Origin of the sequence: Micromonospora sp. MH99, from assembly GCF_021442385.1 — a bacterium.
Lineage (GTDB): Bacteria > Actinomycetota > Actinomycetes > Mycobacteriales > Micromonosporaceae > Micromonospora.
In genome coordinates this window covers 64,995-85,590 of record NZ_MUZA01000013.1, presented here as the reverse complement: position 1 = coordinate 85,590, position 20,596 = coordinate 64,995, and the positions used below count along the sequence as shown (strand labels likewise).

The following is a 20,596-nucleotide window of genomic DNA, read 5'->3' as shown; positions in this document are numbered from 1 at the left end:
ACGCCCACCCCGGTGGTCACGCCCATCCGCCCAGCGAGCTGGGTTCAGCATCCGAGCAACATCAGGGAAACTGCTGCCTCAAGCGGTGCGGAGGCAGCAGTTTCCCGGCACTTGTGCGGATCTTGTGTTGGTCGGGGCGGATCCGGTCGGGCACGCCACCCGAGCGTCTCAGGCGATGGCGGCAATGTCTCCGTCATCGAAGTAGATCGCCTGGTGCAGCCGGCCGCCGAGTGCCGCGGCGTACCGGGCCACCACATCCTGGCCGGAGATCCGGCCCTGCTCGATCTGGGACACGCGGCCCTTGGTCACGCCCATCCGCTCAGCGATCTGTTGCTGAGTGAAACCGCGAGCACGTCGGACCTCTGCGAGACGGTGCCCGACGACCTGCGCGAGCAGCTCCTCCTTGCCCGCCTCGACGGCCGCCTCGCCGCCGGCGCGCTGCACGTACTCCGCCCGAACGTCCGACCACCGCACATGACCGCTCACCGCCATCCCCCTTCCTGCTGTGTGCGTTCCTTCAAGTAGATCTCATACCGTTGTTCGGCGAGCGGGTGACTTTTCGGGGCCGAGTGGGTAATGGCGGGCGATGTTCTTCATCTTCGGTCTGCGTACGAAGGTCGACAGGTCCGGCGTCGTGCAGCAGGTCTGCCGCCACTGCGGCAATCACGCCGCGCAGGTCATCACCCGCCGGTCGACCAGGTTCACCCTCTTCTTCGTTCCGCTCATCCCGATCCGCACCCGCTACGCGCAGCAGTGCACGTTCTGCGGCGCGCAGTACGAGATCGCCAAGTCCGACGCCCAGCGCCTCCCGGTCGGCTGAGCCGCAGATGGCCCGCTTCCTGTGCTGGCTGATCGGCAGGCAACCCCGGCCCGCCGGCCCTCTGGTGCACACCGTTCGCCGCCCGCCCTGCACCCCGGGCCGGCGCAAGCGCCGACGCGCGCGTCGACCGCTGGCCGGCACCACGCTGCCGCGCTCGCCGTGGAACCGCTCCGCCGGCCGCTGACGTACGCCCCGACCGGTGGTTGGCGGCGCACCGGTCAGGTGTCAGCCATCGGTGCCGGGGCGAACAGCGGGGGCATCGGATCCGCCGCCCGGATCGTGGCGACGAGCTGGGCCAGTCGCGGGTAGCCGCCGCCGGCCGCCCTGATGTGGGCGTCCGCGTCGGTGCGGTTGCCGAGGTGACACTCGGCGATGGCCCGCAGGAGTGACGCGACGGCGCACAGGTCCGGCGGGTCCACCCCGGGCCGAACGTCGAGAAGTAGCGACCGCGCCTGCTCGGGCCGCTGGTTGAGCAGGTACGCCAGGCTCATCGCGACCCGGGCGGCCAAGCTCTGTGGCCGCACCCGGGAGCCGAGCTCCGCCAGTTCCCAGATCTCCACCACCTCCTTGTGCGCGACCGGCGATCGGGCCACCACCGCCGCGTGCAGGTACCACAAGCCGAACTGGACGCTGAGGACCTGCCCGATCGCGGCGGCCATCGCGGGATCGGTGCTGTCGGCGCGAGCCATCGCCGCGAGTCGCTCGGCGTCGGCCACGAAGTCCGTCGGGGAGCGCCCGTGGCCGGTGCTCCAGCGCCGTTGGAAGGCGGCGAGCGCGAGCCGCGGCTCGTCACCGAAGCGATCCGGATCCGTGCGGTGACCGTCGGCCGCCTCCACGGGGCTGATCGTCCGCAGCGTCCGGGCTATCTCCTCCTCGTAGTAGGCAGCCCACAGCGCCGCGCCGGTGGCGGTCGGCGCCCGGAGCCAGTGGAGCAGGTTACGGCCGTCGCTGTTGGGCGAGGGGACGAGGCTGACCAGGCCGCGAAGCGCCGCCATAAGCGCCGTGCCGAACAGCGCGAGACTGGTCACCGCTGTGGTCGCCGACGCCGTCGCCGCACCGAGCGCCGCAGCGGTGCACAGGTTGACCACCGGGCCGGCGAGGTAGAACAGCACCAGCCGCAGCGGCAACGCGGTCGTCGACGGCGCCGGCCGGATCGCCACGTTGTTGCGCCACCCGGTGAACGGTGCGACACGGACCGCGACGACCTCCAGGCGCAGCAGCTTCGCCGCGACGAGGTGCCCGCACTCGTGCAGGACGGTATGCACCCACAGCGACAGGCAGGTGATGCCGACGACGACGATGGCACCCACCAGGGACTCGGTGACGACGAGCGCGAACAGCAGCGCTTCGACCACCAGGAGGACGGACGCGGCCACCAGCCGTCGGCGCGGAGAGGTCACCGCGGAGATGGTACGGCGCAACGGGTGGCGGCGGGGGTACGTCCGAGCGTCGCGACCCCACCCGGAAGCGGGCCCGTTCCGGAAGGACCGTCCTACGTGGCCGGACCGGCACGACTCGCGCGACCGTCCGGACCTTGGCGGGCACCCGGGGCGCTGGCTAGGCTTTCGGGGTTTGCCGTGGACAGGTCCGCCGAGGGTGCACGTACGACGAAGAGCCGGAGCGACCGTGTCGCGACAGGACGTGAAGCAGGCCGCGCGGACCAGTGGCGTCGCGCCGGCCCGGCTCAGCCGCGTCGGGCTGGTCGGCGCGGGCTCGGTGGTCCTCCTGGAGGCGTTCTGGCTGGTCGCGGCGCTGCCCGGGGCCGCGCTGGTCAGCGACGTGGGCGCGCTGGTGGTGGCCGGCTGGGCGACCGTCGCCTGCGCCGGCGTGGCCCGTCGGCACCCGGCCCCGCTGCGCCGATTCTGGAGGCTGCTCGCCGGCACCATGGCGCTCGCGGCGCTGGGCCGGGCGATCTGGACGGCGCAGCGGCTCGTCGGCGGCGACCTGCCGCACACTCCGCTGGTCGGGGTGGTCTTCACCGCCGGCATTCTCACCGGCACGGCCGCGCTGCTCAGTTCCCCGTCCGGGCCCCGGACGGGGGTGGGGCGGGCCCGGACGCTGCTGGACGGCGTGATCGTCGCGCTGGCCCTGGTGCCGATCGGCTGGGTGCTGGTGTTCCGCGGGGTCGCCGCCGCCGAGCTGGCCGACCCGGCGCGCACGCTGGGGCTGCTCTACCCGATGTTCGACCTGATGCAGCTCACCATCCTGGTGGCGGTGGCCGGGCCGGCGCGACCGCTGTGGCGGCCGATGAGCGTGCTCGCGGTGAGCCTCACCATCCGGGTGGTCGCCGACGTCGTCTACGTCTCGCTTGTCGCCCGCGGTGACTACGCCGCCGGTCACCCCATCGACCTGTGCTGGCCGCTGAGCTACCTGCTGATCGGCCTGGCCACGGGGAACCCGCCGCCGCCGGACTGCGACGGCACCGACGAGACCGCCGAGTCGCCGCTGCCGCCGTGGTGGCGGGTGGCGCTGCCGTACCTGCCGGTCGGTGGGGCGATCATCGCGGTGCTCCTGGCCCGCCGGCCCACCGGCCAGACCCCGCCGCTGGTCTTCGTGACCATGATGACGTTGCTCGCGGCTCTCGCCGTGCGTCAGGGGCTGGCCGCCAACGAGAACCTGCGCCTGGTGGCGCGACTGCGCCGGCTCGCGTACGGCGACCAGCTCACCGGCCTACCGAATCGGCTGTTGTTCAACAGGCTGCTGCGCCTGGCTCTGCGCGACGGCCGGCCGGTGGCCGTCCTGCTGCTCGACCTCGACGGGTTCAAGCAGGTCAACGACCGGTTCGGGCACGCCACCGGCGACACCCTGCTGACCGGCCTGGCGGCTCGGATGCGGACGGCGGTGGCCGGCGACGGCACCATCGCGCGGCTAGGCGGGGACGAGTTCGCGGTGCTTGTCGAGCGGGAGGGGCCGGTGTCGCCGGAGCGGCTGGCCGAACGTCTGCTGGACGCGCTGCGGCCGTCCGAGGGTGAGGAGGACGTGGGCGTGCACCCGTCGGCGAGCATCGGCATCGCCGAGTACGGGCCGCAGCACGCCTCGCACACCGACCTCCTTCGCGACGCCGACATCGCCATGTACGCGGCGAAGGCGGCCGGCAAGTCCGCGTACCGGACGTGCACGCCGGGCCTGCGCGAGTCGGCCGTGTCCCGGGCGGAGCTGATCGCCGACCTGCGCCGGGCCGTCGACGAGGAGCAGCTGCACCTGGAGTTCCAGCCCATCGTCGACCTGTCCAGCGGTGCGGTCCGCAGCGCCGAGGCGTTGGTGCGCTGGCGGCATCCCCGGCTCGGGATGCTGCCGCCGGCGAAGTTCCTGCCGCTGGCCGAGGAGACCGGGCTGATCCTCCCGATCGACCGCTGGGTGATCCACGAGGCGTGTCGGGCGGCGGCTACCTGGCGGGCCCGCGCGCCGGAGGCGACGGTCGCGGTGAACATCGCCGCGGCACACCTGCGCCGGCCCGACCTGATCGCCACGGTCACGGCGGCCACCGCCAGCGCCGGGTTGGCGCCGCGCGCGTTGACGCTGGAGCTGACCGAGTCGGCGTTGATCGAGGGGACCGATGCGGTGCTGGAACGGCTGCACCAGCTGCGGGAGCTGGGCATCCAGATCGCCATCGACGACTTCGGTACCGGCTACTCGTCGTTGAGCTACCTGCACCGCATCCCGGCCACCGAGCTGAAGATCGACAGGTCGTTCGTGGCACGGCTGGGCACGGACGACCGGGCGTACGCCACGGTGGAGATGGTCACCCGGCTGGCCGGAGCGTTCGACCTGGCGGTGATCGCCGAGGGCGTGGAGACCGAACGCCAGCACGACGCGGTCGCCGCGATCGGCTGCCCACGGGGCCAGGGCTATCTGTACGGGCGTCCGGACAGCCCCGCCACGGTGGGTCAGAATCGAGCTTGACCCTGACGTAACGGCAGGCGGGAGCCTGGTTCCCGGAAGGGAGGGGAACCATGGCGTACACGGTGGGTCAGGTGGCGAGGATCGCCGGCGTGACGGTACGGACGCTGCACCACTACGACGAAATCGGTCTGCTCTCGCCGAGCGGCCGGACGCCGACCGGCTACCGCCGCTACGACGACGCGGACCTGCAACGGCTGCAACTCGTCCTGTACTACCGCGAGCTGGGTTTCCCACTTGAGGAGATCACCGCGATCATCGACGACCCGGCGGCCGACCCGGCCGCTCATCTGCGCCGACAGCACGAGCTGCTGACGGTACGGATCAAGCGGTTGCAGGAGATGGTCACGGCTGTCGAGTTCGCGATGGAGGCGAGCAAGTTGAACATCCAACTCACGCCGGAGGAACGGTTCGAGGTCTTCGGCGACTTCAGGCCGGAGGAGCACGCGGCCGAAGCGGAGCAGCGCTGGGGTGACACCGACGCGTACCGGGAGTCGAACCGGCGGGTCGCGCGGTACAGCAAGGACGACTGGCTGCGCAACAAGGCCGAGAACGAGGACTGGGGCCGGCGGATCGTCGCGCTGCTGGCCGCGGGCGCACCGGCGGACGGCCCGGAGGCGATGGACCTGGCCGAGGAGCACCGGCAGCTCATCAGCCGCTGGTTCTACGAGTGCTCGTACGAGATGCACACCGGGTTGGCCGACATGTACCTGGCCGACGAGCGGTTCACCGCGTACTACGAGAACATCGCCGCCGGCCTGGCGGCGTACCTGCACGAGGCGATCCACGCCAACGCGATCAGCCGCGCCTGATCGACGGGGGTGGTCGGCCGGGAACGGCTGTCGGTGCGGTCCGGCTACTCTGGCCGGACCGCACCGCGGTACGCGTCGATCGGCGACCGGCCGGCGGGCGCCCCGCCCAGGGGAGATGACAGTGAAGAAGCCCAAGCTGGTCGCCGTCGGCGCTGTCCTCGTCGTGGCCGTCGCGGCCGGCGTGTGGGCAGTGGTCGCCGCCGGTGACGAGCCGGAGGCGGGCCGCCCGTCAGCCGGCGCGTCGACCGCTCCGACCGGCGCGGCTCCGGCCCCGACCGACCCGGCCGGTGTGCTGGTGGCCGCCGCCGCGAAGGTCGACGAGCAGGCGTACCGGCTGACGGTGGGCAGCGGCGCGACGGCCGAGGGGGACACCACGGTCCTGACGTGGGACCCGAAGGCGCGGCGCGGCACGGAGACCACCTCGCTCAAGGTGCGCAACGGCGAGGTGAGGATCGAGCGGCTGACCACCGGTGCGGACGTCTACGTGCGGGTCAGCGCCCCGGACCGCCGGGTGCCGGTCTGGGACGGCAAGACCTGGTGGCATGTCGGCAGGCCGGGCCGGCCGGTCACCAACAAGGGCCTGGACAACACGCGGCTGGCCAGCACGCTGACCGCGCCGTCCGTCGTCCGCCAGACCGGCGCCCGGGAGTACGCGGGCACGCTCGACCTGCGCGACAGCGCCCCCGTGCTGGGCGGCGGGATCGGCGGGGTGCTTGGCGACCGGGCCGCGAAGGTGCCCTTCACCGCCAGCATCGACGAGCAGGGCCGGTTGGTCCGTTACCGGATCGAGTTGGCCACCGAGCAGGAGAAGACGGCTCAACTCGACCTGACGTACTCGGATTTCGGGCTGCCGGTGGCGGCGGACCCGCCGGCGGCCGACCTGGTCGGGGAGGACCCGCCGGCGAACATCCCCGGCGCCTGACGCCGGTTCACTCCTCGACCGCTCCGTCGCTCGGGGTGACCAGGAAGTCGTAGACGGTCCGGGCCATCCGGCGGACTGTCTCGTCGCCGGTAGCCATCGGGCCGGCGGTGAGGAAGGCGACGGCGGTCTCGGTGCCGGGGATCAGGTAGTAGCCGACGTCGTGGGAGGCGTCCGGCAGGTCGCCGGTCTTGTGGGCCACCGGGACTCCGGGTGGCAGCGCCGCGGGGATCTTGGTGTTCAGGGTCTGTTCCCGCATGAAGCCGATCATCAGGTCGCGGGAGGCCGGGGTGAGGATCTCGCCGTCCCAGACCGCGCCGAGCAGCGACACCACGTCGTCCGGGCTGGTGTAGTTCTCCTCGCCGCGCTGGGCCGCCGAGCTGTCGAGCATCCGGCGGGCCAGGATGGTGGACCGCTGGTTCATCGAGTCGATCAGGGCGTTGACCGGGGCGAACCCGCCCAGGTAGGTGATCAGTACGTTGGCCGCGACGTTGTCGCTGTACTTGATCAGGTACCGGGCGAGCCGGTACAGCGTGACCACCTGCGGAAACGTCTCGAACTGGAGCTGACCGGTGCCGCCGACCACGTCGGCAGGTGTCACCAGCACGCCGTCGTCCAGCGACACCTGTCCACAGTCGACCCGGCGGAGCAGCTCCACCAGGATCCACAGCTTGATGACGCTGGCGGCCTTGGGGCGCAGCGCGCCGTTGACCGAGATCTGTTGGTCCCCGTACCGGCCGGACAGGTCCCGGACTGTCGCTCCGGACGGGTTGAGGCTCGCGTCGGCGACCACCCGGGCGAGCTGCCCGCTGAGCGGGAACAGCCGGGCGCCCTCGACCGGATCGGTGGGCGGCTGCGGGCTGGTGACCACCACGCCGGGCAGCTCCAACGGCTGAGCCTGCGGCCCGGACACCACGAGCGTGCCCGCGCTGCGCCCGATCAGCGGCACCCGGTAGCGAAAGCTCCTGCCCTCGACGGTGACCTCGCCACTGGCCACCCCGGCGGCAACCCGCATGTCCGGATCGGCGACCCGGCCGGTGTCGCCGTCGCAGGCCCGGTATCGCACGGTGTGCCCGAGCGAGTCCACCGCGAACGCCCCGCCGGGGAACGACAGCCAGGACACCTCACTTGTCGGCGCCCGCTCCGGCGCGGGCTCCACGCCCGGCTCGTCGCTGCGCCCGTCCTCGTCGACCGGCCCGTCGTCTCCCGTCGGTCCGTCGTGGGCCGGCTCGGTTCCGTACCCCGGCGTGGTCCGGTGGTCCGGGCCGGTTGCCGGGTCGAGGCCGTCGGCGGTGGCCGGCCCGGTCGTCGCGACGACGACCAGCGCGACTGTCGTCGCCAACCACCGCAGGGGTACGCGGGGGTACGGCGCGAAGAGGGAAGATGAGCGCTTCTTGTCGCTTTTTCTCACGTTTGCACGATAAGAAGCGGGGGAGGCGGATGGGGCTGCCGGGACCGCCATCACCCGTCCGGGAGCCGACGTGCCCGGGGGCGACATACCTCAGAGGTATAAAGATGACTCTGCGGTATCAAGGGCATCAGCGACACCCGGTCCGGGGAGGCACCCATGTTGATCATTGCCGGCAGTCTGCGTGTCGAGCCGGACGCCCGGGACGACTACCTCTCCGGTTGCCGCCAGGTCATCGAACAGGCCCGCGCGGCGGCCGGCTGCCTCGACTTCCTGCTCGCGGCGGATCCGCTCGACCCGGGCCGGATCCACGTCTTCGAGCGCTGGGAGTCCCCGGAGCAGTTGGCGGCGTTCCGCGGCGCCGGGCCGAGCGACGCCCAGACGGTGGCCATCCTCGACGCCGACGTGCACCGTTATCTGATCTCCGGCGTCGAGGCGGCCTGACCCCTCCGCGCGCTACACCAGCAGATCGAGCAGGAGTACGCCGGCGAAGCCGATCACCGAGATGAGCGTCTCCATCACCGACCAGCTCTTGATGGTCTGTCCGACGGTCAGGCCGAAGTACTCCTTGACCAGCCAGAACCCGGCGTCGTTGACGTGCGAGAAGAACAGCGACCCACAGCCGATGGCCAGCGCCAGCAGGGCCACCCCCGGCCGGTCCAGGGTCGCGGCGAGCGGTGCCACGATGCCCGCCGCCGTGATGGTGGCTACCGTCGCCGAGCCGGTGGCGACCCGGATGCCGACCGCGACCAGCCAGCCCAGCAGCAGCGGGGAGAGGTTCGCGTCCTTGGCGGCGTCGGCGACCAGGTTGCCGACCCCGGCGTCCACCAGCACCTGCTTGAACCCGCCGCCGGCCGCCACGATCAGCAGGATGCCGGCGATCGGGGGCAGCGAACCGCCGAGCACCGACGAGACCTGGGACCGGCTGAACCCGGCCTGGTAGCCGAGGGTGAACATCGCCAGGATCACCCCGGCGAGCAGCGCCACGATCGGCGTGCCGACGATGTCGAGCGTCTTGCGGCCCGCCGTGCCCTCGTCCAGCGCCAGCTCGCCGATCGCGCGGAGCAGCATCAGCACCACCGGCAGCAGCACGGTGATCACCGCGGGCCAGAACGCCGGGGTACGCCGGGCGGTCTCCGTGCCGCTGTCGTCCACCGGTTCGCCCGGTCGACCGCCGCCCGGGTTGACGAGATCGTCGTCGGTGAGCAGGTCGCCGTCCACATCGCGCCGAGCCGGCGTCCCGGCGGTGCCAGCCGTTCCAGCTGGGCCCGTCGTTCCGGTGATGCCGGTCGTTCCGGCTGGGCCCGTCGTTCCGGCTGCGCCAGTCGTTCCGACCGGGTCCGTCGTTGCGGTGGTGCCCGGCGTTTCGCGGGTGCCCGCGGGGGTGGCGGGCCGGCGGCGGGTGGGCAGCAGCGCGGCGGGTGCGGTCGCCGGCACGTACCGGGCGATGAGGTTGCCGAAGACCGGCCCCGAGATGATCACCGTGGGGATCGCCACCAGCAGGCCCAGCCCGAGCGTCAGGCCCAGGTCGGCGTTGAGCGACGAGATCGCCACCAGCGGCCCCGGGTGCGGTGGCACGAGGCCGTGCAGCACCGACAGGCCGGCCAGCGCCGGGATGCCGAGTTTCATCAGCGGCACGTCGGTGCGCATCGAGACGAGCAGCACGATCGGCACCAGCAGCACCACGCCGACCTCGAAGAAGAGCGGCAAGCCGATGAGCGCCGCCACCCCGGCCATCGCCCAGGGCAGCGCGCGGCCGGACACCCGGCCGACGACCCGGCTGACGATGCCGTCCGCGCCACCGGACTCGGCGAGCAGACCGCCGATCATGGCCCCCAGCGCGATCAGCAGCCCGACGCCGCCGACAGTGGTGCCGACGCCACCGGTGAACGAGGTGATCATCTTGTCGGGCGCGACGCTCGCCACCACGCCGAGCACCGCCGCGCCGAGGATCAGCGACAGGAACGGGTGAACCTTGGCCCAGGCGATCAGCAGCACCACGGCGACGATGCCGAGCACCGCGGCGAGGACGAGCTGGCCGTCGCCGGCGGTGGTGACCGGCTCGGCCGGCGCAGCGAGCGAGGCGTGCGCGGCGAGCGACGCCGGCGTGGCGAGGGAGGTCAGCGGTTCGGTGAGGGGTGGGAGCACGGCGATCACGACCTTCGGGACGGGGGTCGGCCCTGGGCGGGGCCGGCCGAAGGGCCTACATCGGTGGTCCTGCGGGGGTGGCCGGCTCGGCCGGCAGGCCGGGTTCGAGCCGGCGCATCGACGTGAAGGTGGGCACCAGCGCGTCGTACAGCTCGGCGAAGAGCGGCAGCAGCGCCGCGTACGTGGCGGCGGCGGCCGGGTCGGGGCGGATGACCTCCTCGATGCGGACCAGGTCGGCCGCAACGTCGATGCTGGGGATCAGGCCCAGCGCCTGCATGCCGAGCAGCGCCGCGCCGAAGCTCGACCCCTCACGGCCGCCCGGGAAGCTCACCGGCATGCCGAGCACGTCGGCGAGCATCTGCCGCCACAGGCCACTGCGGGCGAAGCCGCCACCGGCCCGGATCTCGCGAACCTCGTTGCCGGCGGCCCGTACGGAGGTGAGCACCAGCGCGAGCTGTTGGCAGACCCCCTCCATCGCGGCCCGGACGAGGTGTTCGCGGCGGTGCCCGTGGGTCAACCCGACGTACGCGCCGCGGGGCAGCGCGCTCCAGTGTGGAGCGCGTTCGCTGTGCAGGTACGGCAGCATGATGAGCCCGCCCGAGCCGACCGGGGCGCGGGCCGCGAGGGCCACCAGATCCTCCTCGGGGTGCTCGCCCAGCTCCGGCGCCAGCGCCGCGCCCGCCCACTTGAGGACGATGCCGCCGTTGTTGATCGCGCCGCCGACCGCCCAGCGATCCTCGGTGAGCGCGTAGCAGAACACCCCGCCCAGCGGGTCCACGCCGGGGCGTTCGACCATGACCCGCATGGCGCCGCTGGTGCCGATCGAGCAGGCCACCATGCCGGGGTGCACCGCGCCCAGGCCCAGGTTGGCCAGCGGTCCGTCACCGGCGCCGACCACCACCGGGGTGCGTGGCGGCAGGCCGAGGGCGGTGGCCGCCTGCGGGGTGAGGCCGGGCAGGACGGCGGTGGTGGCGACCAGTTGCGGCAACTGCTCCTCGGTGATGCCCGCGATCGTCAGCGCCTCGGTGTCCCATTCGAGGGTGTGGATGTTCATCAGGCCGGTGGCCGAGGCGATCGAGTGGTCGGTGACCAGCGCCTCGCAGAGTCGCAGCAGCACCCAGTCCTTGATGCCGACCCAGTGCGCGACGCGCTCGAAGAGCCTGGGCTCCTGCTCGGCGAACCAGAGCAGCTTGGGCAGGGGTGACATCGGGTGCATGGGCGTACCGGTGCGCCGGTGCAGCGCCAGCCCGGACGGCACCGCCCGCAGCCGTTCGGCCTGGCGGGTGGCCCGGGAGTCGGCCCAGGTCACCGACGGCGTGAGCGGCTTGCCGGCCGCGTCGAGCCCGATGAGGCTGTGCATGGCGGAGCAGAAGGCCAGGCCGGAGACCGGAACGGTCAGCTCGCTCACCACGGTCCGGATCGACTCGACGACGGCGGCGAGGATCACCTCCGGGTCCTGCTCGGCGTACCCGGGGTGCGGATCGTCGAGGGGATAGGCGGCGGAGTGGCTGGCCAGCAGCCGCCCGTCGGTGTCGTACGCCATGGTCTTGGTGCTCGTGGTGCCGATGTCGACCCCGATCACCACACCGGGCAGGGTGTCTGGCGGCATGACCCTCACCCCCCTTTCGTGCAGGCGGTGCGGCGGCGTCGCCACCCGGCTGCGGCTGACGTTACCGAGACCGCGACGGACCCGCACGACACGACGGAAGGTGAATCGACGCAGCAGTATCGCCCTATCGTCCGGGTTGCTCCGCCGTTCGGATAGTTCGTCCGTCGTGGCGTGTCCCGGTCGACCGTCAACGCTGTTAATCCGAGTGCACCCCGGATTGGTGGCCTGCGCGGCGAAGGAGTCGGCGTGGCAAAGACTGAATCGACGGGTTCCACGTGGCGGTACCGCTGGGCGCAGCGGCAGAACGTGCGGCGGGTCAGCACGTACCGCGGCGCCGAGAAGGCCTGGCGGCGACGCGACGACGAGTTACGGCGGCTGCGCGCCCTGGCCGCCGACTTCCAGGGCTCGGCGGCGGCCGGCGCGGGCCTCCCACTCGAGCTGGCCAACGACGAGGTGGTGCTGTGGGCCCTGCCCGCCGCTCAACTGGTCGAGGTACGACACACGACAGTGCTGCCCGCACCGGACCTGACGGTCGCCGCGCCGGCAGCGCCGCTGCGCCCACGCCGGCCCGACGGCGTACGCGTCACCGACGCCGGCATGGCCGTCATCACCAGCCGTCGGCTGGTCCTGCTCGGCGGGCGCGGCCGGCGTGACTGGGCGTACGGCCGGATGACCGGCCTGGCGCACGACCCGGCGGCGCCGGTGACCCTGATCCAGGTGCTGGACCGGCGGCGTACCTCCGGACTGTTGCTGCCCACCGACGCGGCGGCGGACTTCCGGTTCAAGCTGACGTTGGCCTTCGCCGACGCGATTGAGCAGCGCGCCGCGGTACTCGCCCAGCTCGACGAGTTGATCGCGGAGCACGGCCAGCTCAAGCCGTTCCGGCCGGCGGTGACCACGCCGGCGCAGGCCCGGCTCTCCGCACTCGTTCCCGGCGGTCGTCGGACGATCGCGGTGGCCGCGGGAATCGCGTTGCTGGTGCCGGCGGCGCTCTTCGACTCGAACCCGTCGGACCCGACCGGGGGCGCGGAGGTCGCGGTGGCGGCCACGCCGGCGCCGACCCCCAGCGCGCTTCCCGCGCTGCTGCGCCCGGCGTCCCCGCCGCCGGCGCACACCACCGCGCCGAAGCGGTCGTCGTCGCCGCGCCCGCCGTCGCCGCGCCCGTCGTCCACCCCGACCGCCGGACCGCGCTGCGGGGCGCCGGAGAATCCCCTCGGGTACGACTTCTGTGCCGGAACCCGGATCCGCCGGCCGGCCGCCGAGGTCTGCGACTGGTTCGACTGCGTGCCGCAGTTCTGGGCGGGCCGGGGCTATCTGGTCCAGTGCCGGGACGGCTCGGTCAGCCTGACCGGTGGCCGGGCGGGCGCGTGCGCCGACCATCGGGGCGTTCGGCGGAGCATCTCTCAGTAACCTGATTTGGGGGTTGTTGTCCGCTTCGGTCGGCGAGAATGATCGGGTGGAGATCCGGTCCGATGATGGTGCCCGGGTGCGGATCCGCCCGGTCGGCTACCAGCCCGGCATCGACCCGCCCGACGATCCCGAGCGGGCCGCGCCGGGCTGGCAGGACTGGCTGCTCATCGAGGTGGACGCCCGCACCGCCGACGGCCAGACCTGGTCGCACCACTACCCGAGCCTGATGGTGGAGGAGGCCCGCGCGCTGGGCAGTTGGCTGCACGGGCAGGCGACGGCGGCCGGCGGGCCGACCCCGCCACCGGCGCTGGTCCGCTTCACCGAGCCCAACCTGGCCCTGCGCACCCGGGCGATCCGCCGCCGCCGGCTGGAGTTGACTGTCGAGTTCTCCGCCGAGTCGCTGCCCCCGTGGATGCGCCGGCCGGCCACCGCCGTCTACCCGCTGGTCCTCACCGTCTCCGCGGACGCCCTCGCCGTCGCCGCCGACCAGTGGGCCGGGCACTGCGAGGCGTACCCGCCGCGTACCCGGTCGCGGTTTCCGGCCGACGGTCCACTGCTCGGCCCCCTGCCGCACCGTAGGCGTGCCGGCTAACTCAACCCATTTACATCAAACCAGTTTGATGTAATCTGCGGAGGTGACGTCAGTCGACACCATCGCGCCGCCCGGGTTCGTGACCGCCGCCGGGCACCCGGTGCGGTGGCGGCTGCTCAGCGAACTGGCCCGTGGTGACCTCGCCGTGCACGAGCTGACCGCACGACTCGGCCAACCGCAGAACCTCGTCTCGTATCACCTCGGCAAACTCCGCAAGGCCGAGCTGGTGAGCGCGCGACGCAGCAGCGCCGACGGCCGCGACACCTACTACTCGCTCGCGCTGGCCCACTGCGGGGAGCTGCTGGCCGGCGCCGGCGCGGCCCTGCATCCCGGGCTGCGACTCACCCCACCCGCGCCGGCCACCACAGTGACCGGACGCGTGCTGTTCCTGTGCACGGGCAACAGTTCGCGCTCGCAGATGGCCGAAGCCCTGCTGCGGGACCGCACCGCCGGTGCCGTGCGGGCGTGCAGCGCCGGGAGTCGACCCAAGGTCGTCCATCCCCTCGCGGTGAGCGCCATGGCGACGCGCGGCATCGACCTGGGTGCGGCGCGGCCCAAACACCTGGACGAGTTCACCGGCCAGCGGTTCGACGCCGTGATCACCCTCTGCGACCGGGTCAGGGAGGTCTGCCCCGAGTTCCCCGGCTCGCCGCGGCACGCGCACTGGAGCATCCCGGACCCGGCAGTCGACCCGGAGGGACTGCCCGCGTTCGAACGGGTCGCCGACGAGCTCGCCCAGCGGATCGGTTTCCTGCTGCACACCCTCTCCGCCCGATGAGAGAAGGCATCATGACCAACCCCACCGAAGCCAGCGTCGTCAGCGTGCGGTACCTCGTCGACGACGTCGCCGCCGCGCTCGACTTCTACACCACCCACCTCGGCTTCACCCCGATCAGCGCGTTCCTGCCCGCGTTCGCCGACGTGCGGCGCGGCAACCTGCGGCTGCTGCTGTCCGGCCCGGCCAGCTCCGCAGGCCGGGCCCTGCCCGACGGACGCCGTCCACACCCCGGCGGGTGGAACCGCATCCACCTGATCGTTGCCGACATCGCCGCGGAGGTCGCCCGGCTGCGGGCGGCCGGAATCGCCTTCCGTAGCGACGTCGTCAGCGGTCCGGGCGGCCAGCAGATCGTCCTGGACGACCCGGCCGGCAACCCGGTCGAACTCTTCCAACCCGCTCAGGTACGGTGATCCACGTCAGCGACGAGAAGGAGGTGAGCCCTGTGAACACCAGTTGTCACGTCTGGGCGCCCTTCTCGTCCGTCCCCCTCAGCTGACGTCTTCGCGTCGGGGAGTGCGCCCTCCTTCATCGGAGGATCAATGTCTGTTTCCCCGTTCCGCATCGACGTGTCCGATGCGGTCCTCGACGACCTGCGGGCCCGACTGGCCCGCACCCGCTTCACCGAGCGCAGCGGCCACCGACAGTGGCAGGGCGGCACCGATCCCGACTATCTGCGGGACCTGGTGTCCTACTGGCACGACGGGTTCGACTGGCGTGCCCGGGAGGCCGCGCTCAACGCGTATCCCCAGTACCTGGCACTCGTCGGCGGCCGGAAGCTGCACTTCGTGCATGTCCGCGCGGACCGCCCGGCCGGTACGCCCGCGCCGCCGCCGTTGCTCCTGAGCCACGGCTGGCCCAGCAGCTTCGTCGAGATGCTGCCGCTGGTCGACCGGCTGACCAGCCCGCTCGGGGGCGCGTTCGACGTGGTGGTGCCGTCACTGCCCGGCTTCGGCTACTCGGAGCTGCCCGACGTGCCGCTGACCCGGGCGGTCCTCGCCCGGACGCTGCACGAGTTGATGACCGACGTGCTCGGCTACGAGCGGTACGGCGCCTTCGGCGGCGACGTCGGCGGGGTCGTCACCGGTTGGCTCGGTGCCCTCTATCCGGAGCAGGTGGCGGGCATCCACATGATCCATCCACCGTTCCCGGCCAGCTTCGACGGCCAACCGCTGTCGACGGCCGAGCAGGCGTTTCTGGACGCCGAGGCCGTGTACGACGAGACCGACGGCGGCTACAGCGCCATCATGGGCACCCGGCCGGACACCCTCGCGGCGGCGCTCGCCGACTCCCCGGCCGGGCTGGCCGCCTGGCTCGTCGACAAGTACCGGGACTGGAGCGACAACCACGGCGACCTGTCGAACAGCTTCGACACCGACACGCTGCTCACGATCATCACGCTCTACTGGGTGACCGGCACGATCGGCTCGTCGTTCCGGCAGTACGTCGACTTCGACCACAACACGCCACGGCCGAACATCACCGTGCCCGCCGCGTTCACGGTGAGCACCGAACCCTCGCAGGCCAACTTCCCGCGCGAGATCGCCGAGCGGGCCTGCACCGACATCCGGCACTGGAGCGAACCCGGCCGAGGTGGGCACTTCATGCCGCTGGAGGAACCGGACCTGCTCGCCGCTGAGCTGCGGGACTTCTTCACCTCGCTGCGCTCGTAGGGCTGCCGCTGCCGTCCTGACTGGCGGCTGCTCCGGTTCTTTGCCGGAGCAGCCGTCGGCGTCCGTCAATTCTCTCCTTTCGGGCGCAACGGGAGACATCGATTCGACGAGCGTTGCCTGTCACGTACGTGAGCGGTTGTACCGCGTGTGACCGTGACCGCACTGCTGGCACCTCCCTCCTGGCGGCTCGCCTGGGCCGAGCGCGAGAACGAGCGCCGTCGGCGCGCGTACCGCGACGCCACCGCCGCCTGGCGCCGACGCGGGGACCACCTGGTCCGGCTACGGATCGAAGCCGCCGGGTTCCTCGGGTGTACGCGGCCACGCGCCGGCCTCCCCGTCGACCTCGACGTCGACGAACTCGTCTTCCGGGTCGTACCCGTCGCAGAGCTCGTCGAGGCGGAGGCCCGGCACGTCGCCGGCCTGCCCACGCCCGGCGGCTGCGCCTTCACCGAGACCACCGACGCGGCAGTGCCTCCGGGCCTGCGGAGCGTCGACAGTGGCCTGGCCGTCGTGACCAGCCATCGCGTGGCCTTCGCCGGCCGCGAGCACCGGCGCGAGTGGCGGTACGCGGACCTGCTCGGCGCCGCCCACCACCCCGACGTGCCCGTCACCCTGCTGCACGACGACGGCCGACTCTCCGGGCTGCTGGTCCCGGCCGGCACCGCCGTGAACTTCCGCTTCTATCTCACCCTCGCGGCCGCCTCGGCCGCCGGGGATCGTGCCGCCGTCACCGCCCAGCTCGACGCCCTGCTGGCCGCGCACCAGGCATCCCCGCCCGTGCCGCCGTCGACGGTCGGGCCGGCCGACGCGCCGCTGACTGCGGTACGCCCCGACCGCCGGGCACTCGCCGTCGCCGCCGTCGCGACTGTGGTGTTCGCGGCACTGGGCCCCGGTGCCGTGGGACCGCAGCAGGCCGGGCCGATGCGGCGGGCGGAAGCGGCGACAGTCGAACCGGCCGCCCGGAACACCGGTGTGCTCGCCCCGCTGCGGGTGCCCGCCGTCCTGGTGGCACCGCCGGTCCTGGTTCCGCCCGCCCGTCCGGCCGAGCCGGCACGGCCTCCGACGGCCGAACCGCTGCGGCCCGCCGCGCCGGTCCCGTCCGCCGTCGCGGCTGCTGCGCCGGTGCCGGCGACCGCTCCGCAGTCGTCCACCGCTCCGCGGCCGTCCGCTGAGCCGCCGTCGTCCACCGAACCGCCGCCATCCAGCGTGCCGACGCCCTCCAGCGCTCCCGAACCGTCGGCCAGCGCGACGACGCCTACCGACCCGCCCACCGCGGCCCGGCCCGGCGCACCGTCGCCCTCGCCAACCACGACACCCGATCCCGCCCTGTTGACGGTGTGCCTGGACACCCTGCTGCCGCTTGTGGACCGGCTGCTCTGCCCGCCGACCGGGCCGTGATCCGCCGCCGCCGCTGCCGCTGCGGTCGGGTCAGGCCGTGGTGCCGAAGTCGGGGAGGGTGAGCGAGCCGTTCGGGCCGAGCGTGAAGCCGGGGTTCCAGGCGATCTCCCAGACGTGACCGTCCGGGTCGGCGAAGTAGCCGGCGTAGCCGCCGTAGAACGTCTCGCGCGCCGGCTGGGTCACCTCGGCGCCGGCCTCGCTGGCGGTGGCCATCACCTCGTCCACCTCGGCCCGCGAGCGGACGTTCTGGGCCAGGGTCATTCCGCCGAAGCCACCGGTGTCCGGGTTGGGAACGTCCGCGTCGGCGGCCAGCTTGTCGCGACTCCACAGGACGAGGGCTAGGCCGCCGGCCTGAAAGAAGACAGTCCCCTCGACCTCCTGGCCGCGCCAGCCGAGGTGCTCGTAGAAGGTCTTGGCGCGTGGCAGGTCCGAGACGCCGAGGGTGATCAGGCTGATCCGCTGCTCCATCGTCGTAACCTAACGCGCGATCCCTCGGCAGCCGACGTTGCCCGTAGACCAGAGCAATCCAATGTATCTACAATCGTCGCTGTTAACGCTCACACTCGTCCCAGTGCTGAGGCAGTGACGCCGTGCCGATGTGACGATCGGCGCGCGCCGGGTGAACGCCCGGCAGCCGGCGGCTGCTCGGTCCGGCCGGCCCCGATCCCAGACGGTTGCCGGCTGCCCGTGGCGGCCCTACCGGTCGGCCCATGCCCTCGGCCAGCTCGACCAATCCAGGGGAGAAAGCTATGCGAACGAGGGCACGATGGCTCGCGACGCTCGCCGCGCTCGGTGTCGTGGTCGCTTCGGTGGTGACACCCACCGGACCGGCCAACGCGGAATCCAACGGTGGAGTGCGGGTGATGCCGCTCGGCGACTCCATCACCGAGGGCACCCAGGTGCCCGGCGGGTACCGCATCGGGCTCTGGCAGCGTCTCGCCGCGGGCCGGTACACGGTGGACTTCGTCGGATCGCAGTTCAACGGGCCGGCCAGCCTGGGCGACCACGACCACCAGGGGCACCCCGGCTGGCGCATCGACCAGATCGACGCCAACATCGTCGGCTGGCTGAACACCCAGCGACCGCAGACCGTCCTGCTGCACATCGGCACCAACGACATCCTGCAGAACTACAACGTGAGCACCGCGCCGAACCGGCTCTCCACCCTGATCGACAAGATCACCAGCACCGTGCCCACCGCCGAGGTGTTCGTGGCGCAGATCATCCCGATCTCGAACAGCGGCCAGAACGCGGCCGCCCGTACCTTCAACGCGGCGATCCCCGGCATCGTCCAGAGCAAGGTCAGCGCCGGTAAGCGGGTGCACCTGGTCGACATGTACAACGCGCTCAGCACCTCTGACCTGATCGACGGCGTCCACCCCACCGCCAGCGGCTACGACAAGATGGCCGCCCGCTGGTACAGCGCGTTGCAGTCGGTGCCCGGAAGCATCGGCAACCCGAGCAGCGGCGGCGGACAGACCACCACGATCGTCGGCACCCGGTCGGGCCGGTGCGTCGACGTCCCCGGCGCCTCCACCACCAACAGCACCCAGCTGCAGTTGTGGGACTGCCACGGCGGCACCAACCAGCAGTGGACCTACACGTCCACCAAGGCGCTGACCGTCTACGGCAACAAGTGCCTCGACGCCGCCGGCAACGGCACCTCCCCGGGCACCCAGGTCACCATCTACGACTGCCACGGCGGGACGAACCAGCAGTGGAACGTCAACGCGAACGGCACCATCACCGGCGTGCAGTCCGGTCTCTGCCTCGACCCGTACAACCAGGGCACCGCCAACGGCACGAAGCTCGTCCTCTGGACCTGCACCGGCCAGGTCAACCAGCAGTGGAGCCGTCGATGAAGCAGCCAACACGATGGCTGACGGCCGCGCTCGCGCTGGTCCTCGGCCTGGCGATGGCGACAGCGACACGGGACGCGGCGGCCGCGGACAGCCCGTACCAGCGGGGGCCGGATCCGACCCTGGCCAGCGTCGCCGCCACCCGCGGCCCGTTCGCTACGACCCAGGCGACGGTGCCCGCCGGCAACGGCTTCAACGGTGGGTACGTCTACTACCCGACCGACACCAGCCAGGGCACCTGGGGTGCGGTAGCGATCGTCCCCGGCTATTCCGCCCTGTTCGCCAACGAGGAAGCCTGGATGGGCCCCTGGCTGGCGTCCTTCGGGTTCGTGGTGATCGGCATCGAGACCAACAGCCGTACCGACGGCGCCGACGCCCGCGCCACCCAGCTGCTCGCGGCGCTGGACTACCTCACCCGCACCAGCCCGATCCGCAACCGGGTCGACCCCAACCGGCTGAGCGTCATGGGCCACTCGGCGGGCGGAGCGGGAACCCTCCTCGCCGCCCTCCGCCGGCCGACCCTGAAGGCGGCGGTCGGCCTCGCACCCGGTACGCCCGGCAACAACCTGAACATGTCTACCACCCAGGTCCCCACCATGCTCCTGTCGGGACAGAACGACGGCACGGTAACGCCCTCCTACGTGCAGGGCATCTACAACACCCTGCCCGCCGGCGTGGAACATGCCTGGGCAGAGCTGGCCGGCAACGACCACCTCTCGTTCACCAGGTCGAACCCCACCGAGATGCGACTCCTGATCCCCTGGCTCAAGACCTTCCTGGACAACGACACCCGCTACACCCAGTTCCTCTGCCCGCTGGCCGACAGCACAGGCGTCTCGCGATACAGCGCCACCTGCCCCCTGGTGCCGCCGGACGGGCCGACGCCCCCGCCCACGACGGCCCCGCCCACGACCACCCCGCCCACGTCCACTCCGCCCACCACCAGTGCGCCGACCACGCCGCCGCCCTCCGGCGCCGCCTGCACCGCGACGTACCGCACGGTCAACTCGTGGTCCGGTGGCTTTCAGGGTGAGGTGACCGTGACGGCGGGCACCGCCGCCGTCAACGGCTGGACCGTCACGTGGAACCTCAGCAACGGCCAGAGCATCAGTCAGGTCTGGAACGGCACGCTGAGCACCAGCGGTTCGACCGCGACCGTCCGCAACGTCTCCTACAACGGGTCGCTCGCCCCGGGCGGCACGACGACCTTCGGCTTCCTCGGTTCCGGTACGCCAGCAAACGCGTCACCGACCTGCGCCAGCCCGTGAGCAGT

At 72.2% G+C, this 20,596-nt stretch carries 19 protein-coding genes; 13 read left to right on the top strand and 6 right to left on the bottom strand.

Annotation, left to right across the window (positions count from 1 at the left end; all coding sequences use genetic code 11):
• Positions 1 to 168: 168 nt before the first annotated feature.
• Positions 169 to 492: a helix-turn-helix transcriptional regulator gene (locus B0E54_RS09890; protein ID WP_255786750.1), complete on the bottom strand. Its 324-nt coding sequence runs from the start codon at positions 490 to 492 to the stop codon at positions 169 to 171.
• Positions 493 to 586: 94 nt separating this feature from the next.
• Here B0E54_RS09890 and B0E54_RS09885 point away from each other — a divergent pair, with 94 nt between their 5' ends.
• Positions 587 to 820, top strand: coding sequence for a zinc-ribbon domain-containing protein (locus tag B0E54_RS09885; RefSeq protein WP_234583047.1), 234 nt, complete (start codon positions 587 to 589; stop codon positions 818 to 820).
• Between the two features lie 218 nt (positions 821 to 1,038).
• On the opposite strand, the gene B0E54_RS09880 is transcribed toward B0E54_RS09885, so the two are convergent.
• Positions 1,039 to 2,220, bottom strand: a complete 1,182-nt coding sequence (locus B0E54_RS09880; protein ID WP_234583046.1) for a hypothetical protein — start codon at positions 2,218 to 2,220, stop codon at positions 1,039 to 1,041.
• Between the two features lie 226 nt (positions 2,221 to 2,446).
• Between B0E54_RS09880 and B0E54_RS09875 the strand changes: the two genes are divergently transcribed.
• The 3 genes from B0E54_RS09875 to B0E54_RS09865 all read left to right on the top strand — a co-directional run bounded on the left by B0E54_RS09875 (position 2,447) and on the right by B0E54_RS09865 (position 6,454).
• Positions 2,447 to 4,723 carry an EAL domain-containing protein gene (locus B0E54_RS09875; RefSeq protein WP_234583045.1) on the top strand — a complete coding sequence of 759 codons (2,277 nt, stop codon included), beginning with the start codon at positions 2,447 to 2,449 and terminating at the stop codon, positions 4,721 to 4,723.
• Positions 4,724 to 4,773: 50 nt separating this feature from the next.
• Positions 4,774 to 5,532, top strand: a complete 759-nt coding sequence (locus B0E54_RS09870) for a MerR family transcriptional regulator (protein ID WP_234583044.1) — start codon at positions 4,774 to 4,776, stop codon at positions 5,530 to 5,532.
• A gap of 121 nt (positions 5,533 to 5,653) precedes the next feature.
• Positions 5,654 to 6,454 (top strand): hypothetical protein, encoded by an 801-nt coding sequence (locus B0E54_RS09865; RefSeq protein ID WP_234583043.1) that lies wholly within the window; start codon positions 5,654 to 5,656, stop codon positions 6,452 to 6,454.
• A 7-nt stretch (positions 6,455 to 6,461) separates the two neighbouring features.
• Here the strand turns inward: B0E54_RS09865 and B0E54_RS09860 are convergent, their stop codons facing one another.
• Entirely contained in the window at positions 6,462 to 7,862 is a 1,401-nt protein-coding gene (locus B0E54_RS09860; protein WP_234583042.1) for a serine hydrolase, read from the bottom strand.
• Between the two features lie 156 nt (positions 7,863 to 8,018).
• On the opposite strand from B0E54_RS09860, the gene B0E54_RS09855 reads away from it, so the two are divergent.
• Positions 8,019 to 8,303, top strand: coding sequence for a putative quinol monooxygenase (locus B0E54_RS09855; RefSeq protein ID WP_234583040.1), 285 nt, complete (start codon positions 8,019 to 8,021; stop codon positions 8,301 to 8,303).
• 12 nt (positions 8,304 to 8,315) lie between these two features.
• On the opposite strand, the gene B0E54_RS09850 is transcribed toward B0E54_RS09855, so the two are convergent.
• Together B0E54_RS09850 and B0E54_RS09845 are read right to left on the bottom strand one after the other, a co-directional pair.
• Positions 8,316 to 9,983 carry an SLC13 family permease gene (locus B0E54_RS09850; protein ID WP_255786761.1) on the bottom strand — a complete coding sequence of 556 codons (1,668 nt, stop codon included), beginning with the start codon at positions 9,981 to 9,983 and terminating at the stop codon, positions 8,316 to 8,318.
• 79 nt (positions 9,984 to 10,062) lie between these two features.
• Positions 10,063 to 11,616: a gluconokinase gene (locus B0E54_RS09845; protein WP_234583034.1), complete on the bottom strand. Its 1,554-nt coding sequence runs from the start codon at positions 11,614 to 11,616 to the stop codon at positions 10,063 to 10,065.
• 246 nt (positions 11,617 to 11,862) lie between these two features.
• Here B0E54_RS09845 and B0E54_RS09840 point away from each other — a divergent pair, with 246 nt between their 5' ends.
• The 6 genes from B0E54_RS09840 to B0E54_RS09815 all read left to right on the top strand — a co-directional run bounded on the left by B0E54_RS09840 (position 11,863) and on the right by B0E54_RS09815 (position 17,464).
• Entirely contained in the window at positions 11,863 to 13,026 is a 1,164-nt protein-coding gene (locus tag B0E54_RS09840) for a hypothetical protein (protein ID WP_234583031.1), read from the top strand.
• A gap of 46 nt (positions 13,027 to 13,072) precedes the next feature.
• On the top strand, positions 13,073 to 13,618 hold the full coding sequence (locus tag B0E54_RS09835; RefSeq protein ID WP_234583030.1) for a hypothetical protein: 546 nt from the start codon (positions 13,073 to 13,075) through the stop codon (positions 13,616 to 13,618).
• A gap of 43 nt (positions 13,619 to 13,661) precedes the next feature.
• Entirely contained in the window at positions 13,662 to 14,396 is a 735-nt protein-coding gene (locus B0E54_RS32770; RefSeq protein WP_234583028.1) for a metalloregulator ArsR/SmtB family transcription factor, read from the top strand.
• A gap of 11 nt (positions 14,397 to 14,407) precedes the next feature.
• On the top strand, positions 14,408 to 14,806 hold the full coding sequence (locus B0E54_RS09825) for a VOC family protein (RefSeq protein WP_234583027.1): 399 nt from the start codon (positions 14,408 to 14,410) through the stop codon (positions 14,804 to 14,806).
• 129 nt (positions 14,807 to 14,935) lie between these two features.
• A complete protein-coding gene (locus tag B0E54_RS09820) occupies positions 14,936 to 16,066 on the top strand; it encodes an epoxide hydrolase family protein (protein WP_234583026.1) in 1,131 nt (376 codons plus the stop codon).
• 153 nt (positions 16,067 to 16,219) lie between these two features.
• Positions 16,220 to 17,464 carry a hypothetical protein gene (locus B0E54_RS09815; protein ID WP_234583025.1) on the top strand — a complete coding sequence of 415 codons (1,245 nt, stop codon included), beginning with the start codon at positions 16,220 to 16,222 and terminating at the stop codon, positions 17,462 to 17,464.
• A 30-nt stretch (positions 17,465 to 17,494) separates the two neighbouring features.
• Here B0E54_RS09815 and B0E54_RS09810 read toward each other — a convergent pair whose 3' ends face one another.
• Positions 17,495 to 17,932: a VOC family protein gene (locus B0E54_RS09810; RefSeq protein ID WP_234583024.1), complete on the bottom strand. Its 438-nt coding sequence runs from the start codon at positions 17,930 to 17,932 to the stop codon at positions 17,495 to 17,497.
• A 281-nt stretch (positions 17,933 to 18,213) separates the two neighbouring features.
• On the opposite strand from B0E54_RS09810, the gene B0E54_RS09805 reads away from it, so the two are divergent.
• Together B0E54_RS09805 and B0E54_RS09800 are read left to right on the top strand one after the other, a co-directional pair.
• Positions 18,214 to 19,326: an RICIN domain-containing protein gene (locus B0E54_RS09805; RefSeq protein ID WP_234583023.1), complete on the top strand. Its 1,113-nt coding sequence runs from the start codon at positions 18,214 to 18,216 to the stop codon at positions 19,324 to 19,326.
• Positions 19,323 to 20,591, top strand: a complete 1,269-nt coding sequence (locus B0E54_RS09800) for a cellulose binding domain-containing protein (protein ID WP_234583022.1) — start codon at positions 19,323 to 19,325, stop codon at positions 20,589 to 20,591. Before B0E54_RS09805 ends, B0E54_RS09800 begins: the two co-directional genes overlap by 4 nt.
• Positions 20,592 to 20,596: the final 5 nt, after the last annotated feature.